Source organism: Pantoea sp. UBA4549, from assembly GCF_002387285.1.
GTDB classification, from domain to species: Bacteria; Pseudomonadota; Gammaproteobacteria; order Enterobacterales; family Enterobacteriaceae; genus Pantoea; species Pantoea borealis.
Genome location: NZ_DGLH01000006.1, coordinates 206,760 through 226,601 on the forward strand (window position 1 = coordinate 206,760; position 19,842 = coordinate 226,601).

The 19,842-nt window shown below is 55.4% G+C and carries 18 protein-coding genes and 3 tRNA genes; all 21 read left to right on the plus strand.

Going from position 1 to position 19,842, the window contains the following annotated elements; translation table 11 throughout:
• Positions 1 to 175: 175 nt before the first annotated feature.
• The 21 genes from sdhC to B3041_RS04460 all read left to right on the plus strand — a co-directional run bounded on the left by sdhC (position 176) and on the right by B3041_RS04460 (position 19,591).
• Positions 176 to 565 (plus strand): succinate dehydrogenase cytochrome b556 subunit, encoded by a 390-nt coding sequence (sdhC, locus tag B3041_RS04360; RefSeq protein WP_039383221.1) that lies wholly within the window; start codon positions 176 to 178, stop codon positions 563 to 565.
• Complete coding sequence (gene sdhD, locus B3041_RS04365; RefSeq protein WP_065649844.1) at positions 559 to 906, plus strand: succinate dehydrogenase membrane anchor subunit; 348 nt, start codon at positions 559 to 561, stop codon at positions 904 to 906. Before sdhC ends, sdhD begins: the two co-directional genes overlap by 7 nt.
• Positions 907 to 2,673 (plus strand): succinate dehydrogenase flavoprotein subunit, encoded by a 1,767-nt coding sequence (sdhA, locus tag B3041_RS04370; protein ID WP_065649843.1) that lies wholly within the window; start codon positions 907 to 909, stop codon positions 2,671 to 2,673. It abuts the gene before it with no gap.
• A gap of 14 nt (positions 2,674 to 2,687) precedes the next feature.
• Positions 2,688 to 3,404 (plus strand): succinate dehydrogenase iron-sulfur subunit, encoded by a 717-nt coding sequence (locus B3041_RS04375; RefSeq protein WP_065649842.1) that lies wholly within the window; start codon positions 2,688 to 2,690, stop codon positions 3,402 to 3,404.
• A gap of 206 nt (positions 3,405 to 3,610) precedes the next feature.
• Positions 3,611 to 6,418: a 2-oxoglutarate dehydrogenase E1 component gene (gene sucA, locus B3041_RS04380; protein ID WP_065649841.1), complete on the plus strand. Its 2,808-nt coding sequence runs from the start codon at positions 3,611 to 3,613 to the stop codon at positions 6,416 to 6,418.
• Between the two features lie 15 nt (positions 6,419 to 6,433).
• Complete coding sequence (gene odhB, locus B3041_RS04385) at positions 6,434 to 7,648, plus strand: 2-oxoglutarate dehydrogenase complex dihydrolipoyllysine-residue succinyltransferase (RefSeq protein WP_292969709.1); 1,215 nt, start codon at positions 6,434 to 6,436, stop codon at positions 7,646 to 7,648.
• Between the two features lie 67 nt (positions 7,649 to 7,715).
• Complete coding sequence (sucC, locus tag B3041_RS04390; protein ID WP_039383235.1) at positions 7,716 to 8,882, plus strand: ADP-forming succinate--CoA ligase subunit beta; 1,167 nt, start codon at positions 7,716 to 7,718, stop codon at positions 8,880 to 8,882.
• On the plus strand, positions 8,882 to 9,757 hold the full coding sequence (gene sucD, locus B3041_RS04395) for a succinate--CoA ligase subunit alpha (protein ID WP_039383236.1): 876 nt from the start codon (positions 8,882 to 8,884) through the stop codon (positions 9,755 to 9,757). Before sucC ends, sucD begins: the two co-directional genes overlap by 1 nt.
• Positions 9,758 to 10,307: 550 nt before the next feature.
• Positions 10,308 to 11,879 carry a cytochrome ubiquinol oxidase subunit I gene (gene cydA / locus B3041_RS04400; RefSeq protein WP_292969710.1) on the plus strand — a complete coding sequence of 524 codons (1,572 nt, stop codon included), beginning with the start codon at positions 10,308 to 10,310 and terminating at the stop codon, positions 11,877 to 11,879.
• Between the two features lie 12 nt (positions 11,880 to 11,891).
• Positions 11,892 to 13,031, plus strand: a complete 1,140-nt coding sequence (gene cydB, locus B3041_RS04405) for a cytochrome d ubiquinol oxidase subunit II (RefSeq protein WP_065649838.1) — start codon at positions 11,892 to 11,894, stop codon at positions 13,029 to 13,031.
• A gap of 15 nt (positions 13,032 to 13,046) precedes the next feature.
• Positions 13,047 to 13,160: a cytochrome bd-I oxidase subunit CydX gene (cydX, locus tag B3041_RS04410; RefSeq protein ID WP_065649837.1), complete on the plus strand. Its 114-nt coding sequence runs from the start codon at positions 13,047 to 13,049 to the stop codon at positions 13,158 to 13,160.
• 244 nt (positions 13,161 to 13,404) lie between these two features.
• Positions 13,405 to 13,809, plus strand: coding sequence for a tol-pal system-associated acyl-CoA thioesterase (gene ybgC / locus B3041_RS04415; protein WP_039383240.1), 405 nt, complete (start codon positions 13,405 to 13,407; stop codon positions 13,807 to 13,809).
• Positions 13,806 to 14,492: a Tol-Pal system protein TolQ gene (gene tolQ / locus B3041_RS04420; protein WP_039383242.1), complete on the plus strand. Its 687-nt coding sequence runs from the start codon at positions 13,806 to 13,808 to the stop codon at positions 14,490 to 14,492. Before ybgC ends, tolQ begins: the two co-directional genes overlap by 4 nt.
• Positions 14,493 to 14,505: 13 nt before the next feature.
• Positions 14,506 to 14,934 (plus strand): colicin uptake protein TolR, encoded by a 429-nt coding sequence (tolR, locus tag B3041_RS04425; protein ID WP_039383244.1) that lies wholly within the window; start codon positions 14,506 to 14,508, stop codon positions 14,932 to 14,934.
• Between the two features lie 25 nt (positions 14,935 to 14,959).
• A complete protein-coding gene (tolA, locus tag B3041_RS04430) occupies positions 14,960 to 16,303 on the plus strand; it encodes a cell envelope integrity protein TolA (RefSeq protein ID WP_292969715.1) in 1,344 nt (447 codons plus the stop codon).
• Positions 16,304 to 16,420: 117 nt separating this feature from the next.
• Complete coding sequence (tolB, locus tag B3041_RS04435; protein ID WP_065649835.1) at positions 16,421 to 17,716, plus strand: Tol-Pal system beta propeller repeat protein TolB; 1,296 nt, start codon at positions 16,421 to 16,423, stop codon at positions 17,714 to 17,716.
• 67 nt (positions 17,717 to 17,783) lie between these two features.
• Positions 17,784 to 18,311 carry a peptidoglycan-associated lipoprotein Pal gene (gene pal / locus B3041_RS04440; protein WP_039383250.1) on the plus strand — a complete coding sequence of 176 codons (528 nt, stop codon included), beginning with the start codon at positions 17,784 to 17,786 and terminating at the stop codon, positions 18,309 to 18,311.
• 9 nt (positions 18,312 to 18,320) lie between these two features.
• Complete coding sequence (gene cpoB / locus B3041_RS04445) at positions 18,321 to 19,115, plus strand: cell division protein CpoB (RefSeq protein WP_292969718.1); 795 nt, start codon at positions 18,321 to 18,323, stop codon at positions 19,113 to 19,115.
• A 166-nt stretch (positions 19,116 to 19,281) separates the two neighbouring features.
• A tRNA-Lys gene (locus B3041_RS04450) sits at positions 19,282 to 19,357 on the plus strand.
• A 50-nt stretch (positions 19,358 to 19,407) separates the two neighbouring features.
• Positions 19,408 to 19,483: transfer RNA gene (locus tag B3041_RS04455), tRNA-Lys, on the plus strand.
• Positions 19,484 to 19,515: 32 nt separating this feature from the next.
• Positions 19,516 to 19,591, plus strand: a tRNA-Lys gene (locus tag B3041_RS04460).
• The last annotated feature ends 251 nt before the right edge of the window (positions 19,592 to 19,842 follow it).

The following is a 19,842-nucleotide window of genomic DNA, read 5'->3' on the forward strand; positions in this document are numbered from 1 at the left end:
GATCGTCCTATACTGCCGCCAGGTCTCCGGAATACCCTGACACCAGGAGTCACCCAGCGTTTTACCCGCTTCACTTAACACTGGATGTTGCTATTTTGGTGGCGGTTGTAGTCTGAACACGCTCAGTGCTCTGCTGCAACTCAGGACCGGAGGAAGCAAAATAAAAAAGAGCTGTGTGGGCAAAACCGTGAAAAAACAAAGACCTGTTAACTTGGATCTCACGACGATCCGGTTTCCCGTTACTGCAATATCGTCCATTCTCCACCGCGTCTCCGGCGTGATTACGTTTGTCGCTCTCGGAATTCTGCTCTGGTTACTGGGTCTCTCTCTCTCCTCTCCCGAAGGTTTTCAGCAGGCGGCGTCCATCATGGATAGCTTCTTTGCCAAATTCATCATGTGGGGCATTCTGACTGCGCTGGCGTATCATGCGGCAAGCGGTATCCGTCATATGCTGGCTGATTTTGGCTTTACCGCAGAGACCCTGCAGGTGGGAACCCGTACCGCGCAGGCGGTTTTTGTTATCACTGTCGTGCTCTCAATTCTGGCTGGAGTCCTCGTATGGTAAGCAATGCTTCTGCTTTAGGACGCAACGGTATCCACGACTGGCTTCTGGTCCGTGCTTCCGCAATCCTGATTACGCTCTACATCATCTATCTACTCGGTTTCGTCGTAATGACCGATACGCTGACCTATGATGTCTGGCGCAGCTTTTTCGCCTCCTCCTTCACCAAAGTGTTTACGCTGCTGACCCTGTTCTCCATTCTGGTTCATGGCTGGATCGGTATGTGGCAGGTGCTGACTGACTACGTGAAAGCGCTGGCGCCGCGTTTGTTGCTGCAGCTGGTTATTGTGGTCGCGCTGTTGTCGTATGCCGTTTATGGCACTGTTGTTGTGTGGGGTGTGTAAATGAATTTGCCAGTCAGAGAATTTGATGCCGTGGTGATCGGCGCAGGCGGCGCGGGTATGCGCGCGGCACTGCAAATCTCCCAGTCGGGCCAGAGCTGTGCCCTGTTATCAAAAGTTTTTCCAACCCGTTCCCATACTGTATCGGCGCAGGGCGGCATTACCGTTGCGCTGGGTAACACCCATGAGGATAACTGGGAATGGCACATGTACGATACCGTTAAAGGCTCCGACTACATCGGGGACCAGGACGCGATCGAATATATGTGTAAAACCGGTCCGGAAGCGATCCTGGAACTGGAGCATATGGGCCTGCCGTTCTCCCGTTTAGACGATGGCCGCGTTTATCAGCGTCCGTTTGGTGGCCAGTCAAAAAACTTTGGCGGCGAGCAGGCAGCACGTACCGCTGCTGCGGCTGACCGTACAGGTCACGCCCTGCTGCATACGCTGTATCAGCAGAACCTGAAAAACAAAACCACTATCTTCTCCGAATGGTATGCGCTGGATCTGGTGAAAAACGCAGATGGCGCGATTGTGGGTTGTACCGCTATCTGCATTGAAACCGGTGAAACCGTCTACTTCAAAGCCAAAGCGACTATTCTGGCAACCGGCGGCGCGGGACGTATCTACCAGTCCACCACTAACGCCCATATCAATACCGGCGACGGCGTCGGCATGGCAATTCGTGCGGGTGTTCCGATGCAGGATATGGAGATGTGGCAGTTCCACCCGACCGGCATTGCTGGCGCGGGCGTACTCGTCACCGAAGGCTGTCGCGGTGAGGGCGGTTACCTGCTGAATAAACATGGCGAACGCTTCATGGAGCGCTATGCGCCTAATGCCAAAGATCTGGCAGGCCGTGATGTTGTTGCGCGTTCAATGATGGTTGAGATCCGTGAAGGTCGCGGCTGCGATGGCCCGTGGGGTCCGCATATCAAACTGAAGCTCGATCATCTCGGGGCTGAGGTGCTTGAGTCGCGCCTGCCTGGCATTCTTGAGCTGTCGCGCACCTTTGCGCATGTCGATCCGGTTAAAGAGCCGATTCCGGTCATTCCAACCTGTCACTACATGATGGGCGGTATTCCGACCCGCGTCACCGGACAGGCGCTGCGCGTGAATGAACAGGGCGAAGATGAAGTGATCCCGGGCCTGTTTGCGGTTGGCGAGATCGCCTGCGTATCGGTGCACGGGGCTAACCGTCTGGGCGGTAACTCACTGCTGGATCTGGTGGTATTTGGCCGTGCGGCAGGGGTACACCTGATGGAGTGTATCGCTGAGCAGGGCGAGCTGCGTGACGCCACGACGGAAGAGATTGATGCGGCTATGGCGCGCTTTAATCGCTGGGAAAACAACACTACGGGTGAAGATCCGGTTGAAATCCGCAAAGCGCTGCAGCGCTGCATGCAGAATAACTTCTCGGTGTTCCGCGAAGGTGATGCCATGCGCGAAGGCCTGGCGGAGCTGAAAGCGATTCGCGAGCGTCTGAAGAGTGCGCGTCTGGATGACCGCTCACCCGATTTCAATACGCAGCGTATCGAATGTCTGGAGCTGGATAACCTGATGGAAACCGCTTATGCAACAGCGGTTGCTGCAAATTTCCGCACCGAAAGCCGTGGCGCACATAGCCGCTTCGACTATCCGGAGCGTGATGATGCAAACTGGCTGTGTCACAGTCTCTATGTTCCGCAAACGGAAAGCATGACGCGCCGTGAGGTGAACATGCAGCCGAAACTGCGCGCGGCCTTCCCGCCGAAAGCGCGTACTTATTAATTGCGGAGGTCATGATGAAACTCGAATTTTCAATCTACCGTTATAACCCGGACGTCGATGACAAGCCGCGCATGCAGGATTACACCCTGGAGTCGGAAGACGGGCGCGACATGATGCTGCTGGATGCGCTGATTCGTCTGAAAGAGCAGGATCCAACGCTGGCGTTTCGTCGCTCGTGCCGCGAAGGGGTCTGCGGCTCAGATGGTCTGAACATGAACGGCAAAAATGGTCTGGCCTGCATTACCCCGGTCTCAGCACTGGGCAACGGCAGTAAAAAGATCGTGATTCGCCCGCTGCCAGGCCTGCCGGTCGTGCGCGATCTGGTGGTCGACATGAGCCAGTTCTATACGCAGTATGAGAAAATCAAACCGTTCCTGCTGAACAACGGTGAGAACCCGCCGGCGCGTGAGCATCTGCAGAGCCCGGCGGAGCGCGAGCACCTTGATGGCCTGTATGAGTGTATTCTCTGCGCCTGCTGCTCAACCTCCTGCCCGTCGTTCTGGTGGAACCCGGATAAATTTATCGGTCCGGCCGGCCTGCTGGCTGCTTATCGCTTCCTGATTGACAGCCGCGACACGGAAACGGATGCGCGTCTCGACAATCTGAGTGATGCTTTCAGCGTATTCCGCTGTCACAGCATTATGAACTGTGTGAGCGTGTGTCCGAAAGGGTTGAACCCAACGCGCGCCATCGGCCATATTAAGTCGATGCTGCTGCAGCGCGGGGCGTAAAGCTAAGAAGTCCTGCCGGGAACCCAGGTTCCCGGCAGCGTATGGAAGCCTCTATAAGCGCGGTGCTGACCACGCTTATAAAGGTTCCCTTACGGGCCCGGCGCCGGTAGCGCACAGGTTCGTATCGCTGAACTCACTACGGCAAGCCGTGAAAGCGGCAACAAATGAAACCTCATAAAAAGCAGCTTGATGCTTAAGGGATCACAATGCAGAACAGCGCGATGAAACCCTGGCTGGACTCCTCCTGGCTGGCCGGCGCGAACCAGTCTTACATAGAGCAACTCTATGAGGATTTCCTGACCGATCCTGACTCTGTTGATGAAGTGTGGCGCGACCTGTTCCAGCAGTTGCCAGGTACCGGCGTAAAACCAGAGCAGTTCCACTCCACGACGCGTGACTATTTCCGCCGGCTGGCGAAGGATGCCACCCGCTACACCTCTACCGTTACCGATCCGGCCGCTAACTCCAAACAGGTTAAAGTCCTGCAGCTGATTAACGCGTTCCGTTTCCGCGGCCATCAGCACGCCAATCTTGATCCGCTTGGCCTGTGGAAACAGGATATCGTGGCGGATCTCGATCCGGCCTTTCACGACCTGACCGACGCCGATTTTCAGGAAAGCTTCAACGTAGGCTCATTTGCTATTGGCAAAGAGACGATGAAGCTGGCCGATCTCTACGCCGCGCTGCAGCAGACCTACTGCGGATCGATTGGTGCAGAGTATATGCACATCAACAACACTGAAGAGAAACGCTGGATCCAGCAGCGTCTTGAGTCAGTGGCGGGACAGGCCTCATTCAGCGCGGAAGAGAAAAAAGGCTTCCTGAAAGAGCTAACCGCAGCCGAAGGGCTGGAAAAATATCTTGGGGCCAAATTCCCCGGTGCCAAACGCTTCTCACTGGAAGGTGGTGATGCGCTGGTGCCAATGCTGCGTGAGATGATTCGCCACGCCGGCAAAAGCGGCACGCGTGAAGTGGTGCTGGGTATGGCGCACCGCGGACGTCTGAACGTGCTGATCAACGTACTGGGCAAAAAGCCGCAGGATCTGTTTGATGAGTTCGCCGGCAAGCACAAAGAACATTTGGGTACCGGTGATGTGAAGTACCACATGGGTTTCTCCTCTGATGTGGAAACGGAAGGGGGCCTGGTGCATCTGGCACTGGCGTTTAACCCGTCGCATCTGGAGATTGTCAGCCCGGTTGTCATGGGTTCCGTACGCGCACGCCTCGATCGTCTGGCTGAGCCGGGCAGTAACAAAGTTCTGCCTATCACCATTCACGGTGACGCAGCGGTCATTGGCCAGGGCGTGGTACAGGAAACCCTGAACATGTCGCAGGCGCGTGGTTATGAAGTGGGCGGTACGGTGCGTATCGTCATCAATAACCAGGTCGGTTTTACAACGTCGAACCCGAAAGATGCGCGCTCCACGCCTTACTGTACTGATATCGGTAAGATGGTGCTGGCGCCGATTTTCCACGTTAACGCAGACGATCCGGAAGCCGTTGCATTCGTTACCCGTCTGGCGCTCGACTACCGCAATACCTTTAAGCGCGATGTCTTTATCGATCTGGTCTGCTATCGCCGTCACGGCCATAACGAAGCGGATGAGCCAAGTGCGACCCAGCCGCTGATGTATCAGAAAATCAAAAAGCATCCGACGCCGCGTAAACTTTACGCCGATCAGTTGCAGAGCCAGGGCGTGGCTTCACAGGAAGATGCGACCGAACTGGTTAACCTCTATCGCGATGCGCTGGATGCCGGTGAGTGCGTGGTGCCGGAATGGCGTCCGATGAGCCTGCACTCCTTTACCTGGTCACCTTATCTTAACCACGAGTGGGATGAGAGCTATCCGGAAACGGTTGAACTGAAACGTCTGCAGGAGCTGGCGCGCCGTATCAGCACGGTTCCGGAAGCGGTTGAAGTGCAGTCGCGCGTGGCCAAAATTTATAACGATCGCAAAGAGATGGCGGAAGGCAACAAGCCGTTTGACTGGGGTGGTGCAGAGAATCTGGCCTACGCTACGCTGGTGGATGAAGGCATTCCGGTGCGCCTCTCCGGCGAAGACTCCGGACGCGGTACTTTCTTCCACCGCCATGCGGTGATCCACAATCAGCTCAATGGTTCTACCTATACGCCACTGCACCATATTCATAATGGTCAGGGTCAGTTCAAGGTGTGGGACTCCGTGCTGTCAGAAGAGGCAGTCCTGGCGTTTGAATATGGCTACGCCACCGCGGAGCCGCGTGTGCTGACCATCTGGGAAGCGCAGTTTGGCGACTTCGCCAACGGTGCACAGGTCGTTATCGATCAGTTCATCAGCTCGGGCGAGCAGAAGTGGGGCCGTATGTGTGGCTTGGTCATGCTGCTGCCGCACGGCTATGAAGGCCAGGGTCCGGAACACTCCTCAGCACGCCTGGAGCGTTATCTGCAGCTCTGCGCTGAACAGAATATGCAGGTTTGCGTGCCATCCACACCGGCTCAGGTTTACCACATGCTGCGTCGTCAGGCGCTGCGCGGTATGCGCCGTCCGCTGATTGTGATGTCACCGAAGTCGCTGCTGCGTCATCCACTGGCGATCTCCAGTCTGGACGATCTGGCAAACGGCAGCTTCCAGCCAGCGATTGGCGAGATCGACGCGCTCGATCCGCAGCAGGTTAAACGCGTGGTGCTCTGCTCAGGCAAGGTCTATTACGATCTGCTGGAACAGCGCCGCAAAAACGAGCAGAGCGATGTGGCCATTGTGCGCATCGAGCAGCTCTATCCTTTCCCGCATAAAGCGGTACAGGAAGCGTTAAAAGATTACGCCCATGTTAAGGATTTCGTCTGGTGTCAGGAAGAGCCGCTGAATCAGGGCGCATGGTATTGCAGTCAGCATCATTTCCGCGAAGTGGTTCCCTTTGGTGCGTCGCTGCGTTACGCAGGCCGTCCGGCATCTGCTTCACCGGCCGTGGGCTATATGTCCGTACATCAACAACAGCAGCAAGACCTGGTCAACGACGCGCTGAACCTTGGTTAATAAAAAGGAAAGAAAATGAGTAGCGTAGAAATTCTCGTTCCCGATTTACCTGAATCCGTAGCGGACGCAACGGTTGCAACCTGGCACAAAAAACCTGGCGATGCAGTCAGCCGTGATGAAGTGCTGGTCGAAATTGAAACCGACAAAGTGGTGCTGGAAGTTCCTGCTGCTGCTGATGGTATTCTGGAAGCCGTGCTGGAAGAAGAGGGTGCCACCGTCACCTCGCGCCAGCTGCTCGGTCGCCTGAAAGAGGGCAACAGCGGCGGGAAAGAGACCTCATCGAAAGTTGAGAGCAATGAATCTGCACCGGCACAGCGCCAGTCTGCTTCGCTGGAAGAAGAGAGCAGCGACGCGCTGAGTCCTGCGGTACGCCGTCTGATTGCGGAAAATAATCTTGATGCCAGTCAGATCAGAGGCACCGGCGTGGGTGGCCGACTGACGCGCGAAGATATTGAAAAGCACCTGGCGAAGAAGCCGGAAGCGAAAGCCGCACCGGCTGCTGACACGGCGGCTACGGCCCCGGTTGCCAACCGCAGCGAGAAGCGCGTGCCGATGACCCGCCTGCGCAAACGCGTGGCTGAGCGTCTGCTGGAAGCGAAAAACAGCACCGCCATGCTGACCACGTTTAACGAAATCAACATGAAGCCGATCATGGATCTGCGCAAGCAGTATGGTGAGGCGTTTGAAAAACGTCACGGCGTACGCCTGGGCTTTATGTCCTTCTACATCAAAGCGGTCGTTGAAGCCCTGAAACGCTTCCCGGAAGTGAACGCGTCTATTGATGGCGAAGATGTGGTCTACCACAACTACTTCGATGTCAGCATCGCCGTTTCTACCCCGCGCGGTCTGGTGACACCAGTGCTGAAAGATGTGGATGCGCTGAGCATGGCGGACATCGAGAAGAAAATTAAAGAGCTGGCGGTGAAAGGCCGTGACGGTAAGCTGACTGTTGAAGAGCTGACCGGCGGTAACTTTACCATTACCAACGGCGGTGTATTTGGTTCGCTGATGTCAACGCCAATCATCAACCCGCCGCAGAGTGCCATTCTGGGCATGCACGCCATTAAAGATCGTCCGATGGCCGTGAATGGTCAGGTGGTGATCCTGCCGATGATGTATCTGGCGCTCTCTTACGATCACCGTCTGATTGATGGCCGTGAATCGGTAGGCTATCTGGTTGCAGTGAAAGAGATGCTGGAAGATCCGGCGCGCCTGCTGCTGGATGTCTGATTTTCGCCGGGCGCGCACCGATGCGCGCCCACATTTAACTGTTTCAGATCTGAATGGATAGAACATCATGAACTTACACGAATACCAGGCGAAGCAGCTGTTTGCACGGTATGGTATGCCAGCACCGACTGGTTATGCCTGCACCACGCCACGTGAAGCCGAAGAAGCCGCCTCGAAAATTGGCGCAGGCCCGTGGGTAGTGAAATGTCAGGTTCATGCCGGTGGCCGTGGTAAAGCGGGCGGCGTGAAGGTAGTGAAAAGTAAAGAAGAGATCCGTGCCTTTGCTGAGCACTGGCTGGGCAAACGTCTGGTGACCTATCAGACAGATGCGCTGGGTCAGCCGGTTAACCAGATCCTGGTTGAAGCGGCAACAGATATTGATCAGGAACTCTATCTGGGTGCGGTTGTGGACCGTGCCACGCGCCGTGTGATCTTCATGGCATCAACCGAAGGCGGCGTGGAAATTGAAAAAGTGGCGGAAGAGACCCCGCACCTGATCCACAAAATGGCGCTTGACCCGTTAGCGGGTCCGCAGCCATACCAGGGCCGCGAACTGGCGTTCAAACTGGGTCTGACCGGCAAGCAGGTCAGCCAGTTCACCAAAATCTTTATGGGCCTGGCCACCATGTTCCTGGAGCGCGATCTGGCGATGGTTGAGATCAACCCGCTGGTGATCACCAAACAGGGCGACCTGATCTGCCTCGATGGCAAACTGGGTGCCGACGGCAATGCGCTGTTCCGCCAGCCTGAACTGCGCGAAATGCGCGATCCAAGCCAGGAAGATCCACGCGAAGCACATGCAACGCAGTGGGAGCTGAACTACGTCGCGCTGGAAGGCAACATTGGCTGTATGGTCAACGGCGCGGGTCTGGCGATGGGCACCATGGATATCGTGAAGCATCACGGTGGCCAGCCAGCGAACTTCCTTGATGTCGGCGGCGGCGCAACCAAAGAGCGCGTAACAGAAGCCTTCAAAATCATCCTTTCTGACGATGCTGTAAAAGCAGTATTCGTTAACATCTTCGGCGGGATTGTCCGTTGCGATCTGATCGCTGATGGCATCATCGGTGCCGTGGCAGAAGTGGGTGTCAACGTGCCGGTAGTGGTACGTCTGGAAGGTAACAACGCTGAGCTGGGCGCTAAGAAACTGGCGGACAGCGGTCTGAACATCATTGCAGCAACCAGCCTGACAGACGCCGCACAGCGTGTTGTTGCTGCAGCGGAGGGTAAATAATGTCCATTCTGATCGACAAGAACACCAAAGTCATCTGCCAGGGTTTCACCGGTGGCCAGGGGACTTTTCACTCAGAGCAGGCGCTGGCCTATGGCACGCAGCTGGTTGGCGGCGTAACGCCAGGTAAAGGCGGTACGACTCATCTGGGCCTGCCGGTGTTCAACACCGTGCGTGAAGCGGTAGAAGCAACCGGTGCAACGGCCACGGTTATCTACGTTCCGGCACCGTTCTGTAAAGACGGTATCCTGGAAGCGATCGACGCGGGCATCAAGCTGATCATCACCATCACTGAAGGTATTCCGACGCTGGATATGCTGACCGTGAAAATGAAGCTGGATGAAGCAGGCGTGCGCATGATCGGTCCTAACTGCCCTGGCGTTATCACGCCGGGCGAATGCAAAATTGGTATCATGCCAGGCCACATCCATCAGCCAGGCCGCGTGGGTATCGTGTCACGTTCCGGGACCCTGACCTACGAAGCGGTTAAGCAGACCACAGATATTGGCTATGGCCAGTCTACCTGTGTGGGTATCGGCGGCGACCCGATTCCAGGCTCTAACTTCATCGATATTCTGCAGATGTTCCAGGACGATCCGCAGACCGAAGCGATCGTAATGATCGGTGAAATCGGCGGCAGCGCGGAAGAAGAAGCGGCCGCCTTTATCAAAGAGCACGTTACCAAGCCGGTTGTCGGCTATATCGCTGGCGTAACTGCGCCAAAAGGCAAACGTATGGGCCATGCTGGTGCCATCATTGCCGGCGGTAAAGGTACGGCTGACGAGAAGTTTGCTGCGCTGGAAGCGGCCGGGGTGAAAACCGTACGCAGCCTGGCAGATATCGGCGACGCGGTAAAAGCGGTTCTGCCTGCTAACTGATTGCGCTGAATGAATAAGCTTAAGCCACCTGCGGGTGGCTTTTTTTATGCCTGCGGCGCGGCTGATTTCCTGATTATCCGATCTGCTGGCGGTCAACGTTAATTAATAACAGAAAAGGTAATCGCAATTTTAATAAAGCCGGCATATTTTGACATCGCATTAACAACACCTTTCAGGCTACATATTCGTAAACTTTATATCTTAATCCAGATCAAATAATAGCGTGTTATAGCAAAGTTTTCTGCTGGCTAAAAACAACCCAGCCGGTATAAATTGCGCTGCATCAATTCATAATTTCGTCCCGAATAACAGCCATCTGAGTCGTATGCCCGCAGATCAATATTATGGCATCTGACGCTGACGTCTGCATGGCGGAAATATGAGGCGATATTTTCAGGGAATTATCACCACCATTACTCGCTCATTTCGGGCCGCAGATTGCGTTATCTGCAGGTAATAAAAACCGGGATTAATAATCAGCCTTTCCTGCGTGCTGTTGCGCCATTTACCGTCTGGCAATACAGCAGCATGCGAAGAGCAAGGAGTTATCATGTTAGATATTGTCGAGCTGTCGCGCTTACAGTTTGCCCTGACGGCGATGTACCATTTCCTGTTCGTGCCATTAACGCTGGGTATGGCATTTCTGCTGGCGATCATGGAAACCGTCTATGTACTGTCGGGCAAACAAATTTATAAAGATATGACCAAATTCTGGGGCAAGTTGTTTGGTATTAACTTTGCGCTGGGCGTGGCTACCGGACTCACCATGGAGTTTCAGTTCGGCACTAACTGGTCCTATTACTCTCACTACGTCGGCGATATTTTTGGGGCGCCGCTGGCCATTGAAGGATTAATGGCGTTCTTTCTTGAATCCACTTTTGTCGGCCTGTTTTTCTTTGGCTGGGACCGGCTGGGCAAAGTTCAGCATCTGGCGGTCACCTGGCTGGTGGCGCTGGGATCGAATCTCTCTGCGCTCTGGATCCTGGTGGCCAATGGCTGGATGCAAAACCCCATCGCCGCAGCATTTAACGCTGAAACCATGCGTATGGAAATGCTGAGCTTTTCAGAGCTGGTGCTTAATCCGGTTGCACAGGTGAAGTTCGTGCATACCGTGGCAGCGGGCTACACCGCCGGCGCTATGTTTGTACTGGGGATCAGTGGCTGGTATCTGATTAAAGGACGCGATGTGGCGTTTGCCCGCCGTTCTTTTGCCATTGCAGCCAGTTTCGGTATGGCAGCGGTGCTCTCGGTGATTGTGCTCGGCGACGAGTCGGGCTATGAGATGGGCGATGTCCAGAAAACCAAACTGGCCGCCATTGAAGCGGAGTGGGAGACCCAGCCGGCGCCCGCTGCCTTTACGCTGTTTGGCATACCCAATCAGGAGACGCAGGAGAACCGCTATGCGATTCAGATTCCGTATCTGCTTGGCCTTATCGCCACGCGCTCAGTGGATAAACCCATTACCGGCTTGAAAGAACTGCAGGCGCAGCACGAGGTGCGCATCCGTAACGGCATTAAAGCGTATGGCCTGCTCAATGCGTTGCGCAGCGGTAGCCAGGACCCGGCTGTACGCCGCGCGTTTGAAGCCAGTAAGCAGGATCTTGGCTACGGTCTGCTGCTTAAGCGCTACACCCCGGCGGTCACCGACGCCAGTGAGGCGCAGATACAACAGGCCGTTAAAGACTCCATTCCGCGCGTGGCACCGCTCTATTTTGCTTTCCGTATCATGGTGCTGTGCGGCGCGCTGTTGCTGGCGATTATCGCACTCTCATTCTGGAGTGTGATCCGTAACCGGATCGGTCAGCAGCGCTGGCTGCTGAAAGCCGCACTGTATGGCATTCCGCTGCCGTGGATGGCTATCGAAGCGGGCTGGTTTGTTGCTGAGTACGGGCGCCAGCCGTGGGCAATTGGTGAAGTGTTACCCACCGCCGTAGCGAACTCTTCGCTGACCGTGGGAGATGTGCTGTTTTCTATGACGCTGATTTGCGGACTCTATACGCTGTTTCTGGTGGCAGAGATGTATCTGATGTTCCGGTTCGCCCGTCTGGGGCCGGCCAGCCTGAAAACCGGCCGCTATCACCATGAATCAGCGCAGATCGCCACACAGCCGGTGCGCGGCTAAAGGAGAACAACCATGTTTGACTATGAAGTGTTACGTTTTGTCTGGTGGCTGCTGATTGGCATACTGCTGATCGGGTTTGCCGTGGCCGACGGCTTTGATATGGGGGTCGGTATGCTGACGCCTGTTATCGGGCGCAACGATACCGAGCGCCGGATTATGATCAACAGCATCGCACCACACTGGGACGGCAATCAGGTCTGGCTGATCACCGCCGGGGGAGCACTGTTTGCCGCCTGGCCAATGGTCTATGCCGCCGCCTTTTCAGGCTTCTATGTCGCCATGATTCTGGTGCTGGCTTCACTCTTTTTTCGTCCGGTAGGTTTTGATTATCGCTCCAAAATTGAAGACCGGCGCTGGCGTACTGCGTGGGACTGGGGCATTTTTGCGGGCAGTTTTGTGCCGCCGCTGGTGATAGGGGTGGCTTTTGGTAATCTGCTGCAGGGCGTGCCATTTCATGCGGATAGCTACCTGCGGCTGTTCTATACCGGCAATTTCTTCCAGCTACTCAATCCGTTTGGCCTGCTGGCAGGTGTGATTAGCGTGGCGATGATCCTCACTCAGGGCGCAACCTATCTGCAGATGCGTACCCGCGGCGATCTGCATTTGCGCGTGCGCAGTGCGGCACAGGTCGGTGCGCTGGTGATGCTGACAGGCTTTGTGCTGGCGGGTGTATGGGTGAAATATGGCATCGACGGCTATGTGGTGAAAAGCGCGATCGATCACCATGCCGCCTCTAATCCGCTGGGCAAAGAGGTGGTGCGCGAAGCGGGGGCCTGGCTGCGTAATTTTGAGCAGATGCCGCTGCTGTGGGCGTTTCCGCTGCTGGGCGCGGTACTGCCACTGTTCACGCTACTCTGCTCGCGCAGTGAGCGGGGCGCCTGGGCATTTTTCTTCTCTTCCCTGACGCTGGCCTGCGTCATTATGACCGCCGGAATAGCGCTGTTCCCGTTTATTATGCCCTCCAGCACCGTGCCGGGTAGCAGCCTGACCCTCTGGGATGCGACCTCCAGTCTGCTGACGCTGAAGATTATGACCATCGCCGCACTTATTTTTGTACCGCTCATTCTGGCCTACACCAGCTGGTGCTATTACAAAATGTTCGGTCGTATTACTCAAGATGATATTGAGCGCAACACGCACTCTCTCTACTGATTAAGGAGCTTTCGCATGTGGTATTTTGCCTGGATCCTCGGCACGCTGCTGGCCTGTGCGCTGGGTGTGGTCACCGCACTGGCGCTGGAGCAGAGTGAAGCGCGCCGCGCGCAGGATGAGAACGCCTGATGGTTAAGGCGAGGCGTGTGGTAAAAAAGGGGGCCCAGACGGGCCCTTTTTTTTATGCCTGCGTATGGCGTAAATATCTGACTACAGACAAGAAGTTTTGTCAGCAACAGGTCAGGAAACCCTGAGTAATTCCTTCTGGTTGTTACCGTCAGATAATTATTTTCTTCTGGCTCTGGCGGACCATTCCCAAGCGGATCGCTCTTGCGTATAGTAGCAACGTTTAAAAATGAGACCGGGATGTAGAGTGAGTACAACGCTGTTTCGCTGGCCGGTGCGGGTCTACTATGAAGATACCGATGCCGGAGGGGTGGTTTACCACGCCAGCTATCTTGCTTTTTATGAACGAGCACGTACCGAAATGCTGCGTCAGCGCCATTTCAATCAACACGTCCTGTTAGAAGAGCAGGTCGCATTTGTGGTACGGCGCATGACGGTGGAGTTCATCGCCGCGGCTCGCCTTGATGACCTTCTGGAGATACAGACCGAAGTGACCTCAATGACCCGCGCGACCATGACCTTTACCCAGCGTATCGTCAATGCTGAAGGCAGAGTGCTCAACGAGGCGGATGTCCTGATCGCCTGCATTAACCCACACCTGATGAAGCCGATTGCGCTTCCCAAGTCTATTGTCGCGGAGTTCAAGCAGTGACTGACATGAATGTTCTTGATTTGTTCCTGAAGGCGAGCCTTCTGGTCAAACTTATCATGTTGATTTTGATCGGCTTTTCTATTGCCTCCTGGGCAATCATTATCCAGCGTACGCGCATTCTAAATGCGGCAGGGCGCGAAGCGGACGCGTTTGAAGATAAGTTCTGGTCCGGTATCGAACTCTCGCGTCTCTATCAGGAGAGCCAGGGACGCCGTGATGAACTGGGCGGATCTGAACAAATTTTCTACGCCGGCTTCAAAGAGTTTGCCCGCCTGCACCGCGTAAACAGCCATGCGCCGGAAGCGGTGGTTGAGGGGGCAAGCCGCGCTATGCGTATCTCCATGAACCGCGAGCTGGAAGCGCTGGAAACCCACATTCCTTTCCTCGGTACCGTGGGTTCAATCAGTCCCTATATCGGTCTGTTTGGTACCGTATGGGGGATCATGCACGCTTTCATCGCGCTGGGCGCAGTCAAGCAGGCCACGCTGCAGATGGTGGCACCGGGCATCGCGGAAGCGCTGATCGCCACTGCGATCGGCCTGTTTGCCGCGATTCCGGCGGTCATGGCCTATAACCGTCTGAACCAGCGCGTTAACAAGCTGGAGCAGGGTTACGATAACTTTATGGAAGAGTTCACGGCTATCCTGCATCGTCAGGCTTTCTCTAGCGACAATACGAAGTAAGTCGAGGTTTACGATGGCCAGAACCCGTGGTCGCGGACGCCGCGATCTTAAGTCGGAAATCAACATTGTTCCGCTGCTCGATGTACTGCTGGTGCTGCTGCTTATCTTTATGGCAACCGCGCCAATCATTACGCAGAGCGTGGAAGTTGATCTGCCGGACGCCACTGACTCTAAAACGGTTGCCAGCGATGATAATCCACCGGTGATTGTTGAAGTGGCCGGTGTAGGACAGTACAGCCTGGTGGTGGATCACGATCGTATGACCCAGCTGCCGCCGGAGCAGGTGGTCAGTGAGGCGCAGCGTCGTATTGAAGCCAATCCTAAAACCGTGTTTCTGATTGGCGGGGCCAAAGATGTGCCTTACGACGAAATCATTAAAGCGCTGAACCTGCTTCATCAGGCTGGCGTCAAATCAGTCGGTCTGATGACGCAGCCGATTTAACGCGACTTGTTTTTGGGAACCGAGAGTGTCGAAGGCAACCGAACAGAACCAGAAGTTGAAACGCGCAATCATCGTTTCGGTGGCGCTGCACATCGTGCTCATTGCGCTGCTGATCTGGAGCTCGTTCAACGAACATATTGAAGCGAGCGGCGGTGGCGGCGGTAGCGATATTGATGCCGTCATGGTCGATCCCGGTGCTGTGGTTGAACAATATAATCGTCAGCAAAATCAGCAGAGCGACAGCCAGCGTGCAGAACAGCAGCGGAAAAAGCAGGCGCAGCAGCAGGCAGAAGAGCTACAGCAGAAACAGGCCGCTGAGCAGCAGCGTCTGAAAGCGCTGGAAAAAGAGCGTCTGCAGGCGCAGCAGGAAGCAAAAGAGCAGGCTAAGCAGCAGAAAGCGGCCGAAGCGGCTGCAAAGCAGGCTCAGGAACAGCAGAAAGCGGCTGAAGCGGCTGCTGCACAGGCGAAAGCGGATGCGAAAGCAGAAGCAGACGCGCGCGCTAAAGCAGCGGCTGAGGCGAAAGCAACCGCAGCGGCTGAAGCGAAACAGGCTGCAGCCGAGGCGAAGAAACAGGCAGAAGAGCAGGCGAAAGCCGCTGCAGCGGATGCCGCAAAAGAGAAAGCAGCCGAGCAGGCGAAAGCGGCGGCTGAAGCAAAAGCCAAAGCGCAGGCGGAAGCGAAAGCGCAGGCCGCGGCCGATGCCAAAGCCAAAGCAGCAGCAGAGGCGAAAGCCAAAGCTGCGCAGGAAGCCAAAGAGAAAGCAGCAGAAGCGGCGAAAGAAAAAGCGGCAGAAGCGGCTAAAGAGAAAGCAGCTGAGGCGGCAAAAGAGAAGGCGGCCGCTGAGGCGAAAGCGAAAGCGGACGCCGCTGCCAAAGCGAAAGCGGATGCAGCCGCTAAAGCAAAAGCTGATGCCGCGGCGAAAGCCAAAGCAGCAGCGGACGCGAAGAAAAAGGCGGCGGCTGAAGCCGCGCAGGGCGAAAGCGATGTTGACGATTTGCTGGGCGGCCTCTCCTCCGGTAAAAATGCGCCGAAGAGTGGCGCCGCAGCCGGCGGCGGTGGTGCAGCAGGGCAGGGCAATCAGAAGAAGGCGGGGGCATCGGGTGCCGAGGTTAACGCCTATCTGGGCCAGATCACCAGCGCCATTCAGAGCCGCTTCTATGATGCCGATCTCTATCGCGGCAAGAGCTGCGATTTACGCATCAAGCTGGCACCCGATGGGCTGCTGATTGATGTGAAATCGGAAGGGGGCGATCCGGCACTCTGTCAGGCTGCTATTGCCGCCGCGAAGCAGGCGCGTATACCTAAGCCGCCTTCGCAGGCGGTGTATGAAGTGTTTAAAAACGCACCAATGCGTTTCAGGCCGCAATAATGCAGTAACGTACGGCAGGTTGAACTAAGGTTAGCTTGCCGTATTCTATAAAATACTCGTGTTTTTTCAGGAACTGTGCGAATTATCGTGAACTCAGGTTCAGGTAAGGGAGATAAGATGAAGCAGGCACTTCGTGTAACCTTAGGTTTTTTTGTACTGCTGTGGGCCGCCATGCTGCACGCAGAAGTACGCATTGAAATTACGCAGGGCGTTAATACTGCCCGTCCAATTGGTGTAGTACCGTTTAAATGGGCCGGACCTGGTGCGGCGCCGGAAGATGTCGGCGGCATTGTGGCAGCTGACGTGCGTAACAGCGGTAAATTCAATCCGCTGGATCGCTCACGTCTGCCACAGCAGCCCGGCAGCGCGCAGGAAGTTCAGCCCGCCGTCTGGAGCGCGCTGGGCATTGATGCCGTGGTCGTCGGCCAGGTCTCGCCTAACGCCGATGGCAGCTATCAGGTTGCCTATCAGCTGGTTGACACCGGTGGTGCACCGGGCAGCGTGCTGGCACAAAACTCCTTCAAAGTGACGAAGCAGTGGCTGCGCTATGCGGCGCATACTGCCAGTGATGAAGTGTTTGAGAAGCTGACCGGCATTAAAGGTGCGTTCCGCACCCGTATTGCTTATGTTGTGCAGACTAACGGCGGTCAGTTCCCATATGAGCTGCGCGTGTCTGATTACGACGGTTACAATCAGTTTGTGGTACACCGTTCACCGCAGCCGCTGATGTCACCGGCCTGGTCACCGGACGGCAGCAAGCTGGCATACGTTACCTTTGAGAGCGGTAAGTCAGCGCTGGTGATCCAGACGCTGGCGAATGGCGCTATTCGTCAGGTTGCCTCTTTCCCGCGTCACAACGGTGCGCCATCCTTTTCACCGGATGGATCTAAGCTGGCTTTCGCCCTCTCTAAAACGGGCAGCCTGAATCTTTATGTGATGGACCTGGGCTCAGGCCAGATCCGCCAGGTAACGGACGGCCGCTATAACAGCACTGAGCCAACCTGGTTCCCGGATAGCCAGACACTGGCGTATACCTCGGATCAGGCGGGTGCACCGCAGATTTATAAAGTCGGTGTTAACGGCGGCGCGCCACAACGCATTACCTGGGAAGGCAAACAGAACCAGGATGCGGATGTGTCGACCGACGGTAAAACCATGGTGATGATCAGCAGCGCCGGTGGCGCGCAGCACGTCGCCAAACAGGATCTGGAAACGGGAGCCGTTCAAACGTTAACGGACACGTTCCTGGATGAAACGCCAAGTCTGGCACCAAACGGCACCATGGTTATCTACAGCTCTACTCAGGGGATGGGATCCGTGCTGCAGCTGGTTTCAACTGACGGGCGTTTCAAAGCGCGTCTTCCGGCAACTGATGGACAGGTAAAATCACCTGCCTGGTCGCCGTATCTGTGATGCATCACTCCCTTGCCTCTCAGGCGGGGGAGCCAATGTATGGCAAACAAAATAATAGGATAAAGAAATGCAACTGAACAAAATGCTGAAGGGTTTGATGCTGGCTCTGCCAGTAATTGCAGTCGCTGCCTGTAGCTCACACAAAAACAACAACAACGATCAGTCCGGTATGGGTGCTGATGGTGCGTATGGTGCGGGCTCTGGCGCTGGCATGAACGGCGGCAACATGTCTTCTGACGAGCAGGCGCGTCTGCAGATGCAGCAGCTGCAGCAGAACAACATCGTTTACTTCGGTCTGGACAAGTATGACGTGCAGTCTGACTACGCTCAGATGCTGGATCAGCACGCAGCTTTCCTGCGCGGCAACCCGTCTTACAAAGTGACTATCGAAGGTCACGCGGATGAGCGCGGCACGCCAGAGTACAACATCGCCCTGGGCGAACGTCGTGCTAACGCAGTGAAAATGTATCTGCAGGGCAAAGGCGTATCTGCCGATCAGATGTCTATCGTATCTTACGGTAAAGAGAAACCAGCCGTACTGGGCCATGACGAATCAGCATATGCTAAAAACCGTCGTGCCGTACTGGTTTACTAAGAGAATCACATGATTAGTAACTTCAGACTATCCCTTGCGGGTCTGTCGTTACTGGTTGGCGTAGCGGCCCCCTGGGCCGCTAATGCCCAGGCGTCAATCAGTAGCGTTGGCTCAGGCTCGGTCGAAGACCGTGTCACCACTCTTGAACGTATCTCCAATGCCCAGGCACAGCTGCTGCAGCAGCTGCAGCAGCAGATGAGCGATAACCAGAGCGATATCGACTCCCTGCGCGGGCAGATCCAGCAGAACAGCTATCAGCTTAACCAGGCGGTTGAGCGCCAGAAGCAGCTTTATCAGCAGCTCGATACGCTAAGCAGCAGCCAATCCGCTGCACAGAGCGGCGGTAACGCGGATGCTGCCAGCGCCGGTGCCGCAGCGGGAAACGCTGATGCGGGTAGCAGTAATACAGCTGCTGCACCCGCACAAACCGGCGATGCAAACACCGATTATAACGCTGCCGTCGCGCTGATTCTGGAGAAGAAGCAGTACGATCAGGCTATCTCTGCGCTGCAGGCATGGGTGAAGAAATACCCTGACTCTACCTATCAGCCCAATGCTAATTACTGGCTGGGGCAGCTGCATTACAATAAGGGCAAGAAGGATGATGCCGCTTATTATTTCGCCACGGTAGTAAAGAACTACCCTAAATCACCGAAAGCGGCGGAAGCGCTGTTTAAGGTTGGCGTGATCATGCAGGATAAAAAAGACACGGCAAAAGCCAAAGCGGTTTATCAGCAGGTGATCAAGCAGTTCCCAAATAGTGAATCAGCAAAACAGGCGCAAAAACGGCTGGCCGGATTGTAATGTGTACAAAAAAGACCAGATTTCGTCTGATTTCTGGTCTTGCCGCCTGAAAGGTAAGCAGTTGAGTCATTTGCGGGAAAATAAGGGTTGCGCCCTCCCGCTAAATCAGTAATATATGCCGCCGTTGCCGGGACATATGTAAAGACGTATCGGCAGCGCTGAAGATGGGTCGTTAGCTCAGTTGGTAGAGCAGTTGACTTTTAATCAATTGGTCGCAGGTTCGAATCCTGCACGACCCACCATCTCAACCACAGGTTCAGACGGGTTCTTCAGTTAGCTTCACAACCTTGATGGGTCGTTAGCTCAGTTGGTAGAGCAGTTGACTTTTAATCAATTGGTCGCAGGTTCGAATCCTGCACGACCCACCATCAAGTTTAAAGTTGTAAGCCGCTTCCACAGCGGGTCGTTAGCTCAGTTGGTAGAGCAGTTGACTTTTAATCAATTGGTCGCAGGTTCGAATCCTGCACGACCCACCAGATTCAGAAAAAAGCGCCCAACGGGCGCTTTTTTCGTTTTCCGCAGTACGGTAATGCCCCCCACAGACGCGCATTAATACACCAGGGTCGCATTAATGCGACCCCTACGGGTATGGGGAGCGGTAATGCATTGACGGAATATGCCCATCCATACGTAGGGGCGCCATTTATGGCGTCCTGGCCGCGTATAACCCCCGATGGTTAATGAACGCGTCAGGGTCGCATTAACACGCCAGGGTCGCATTAATGCG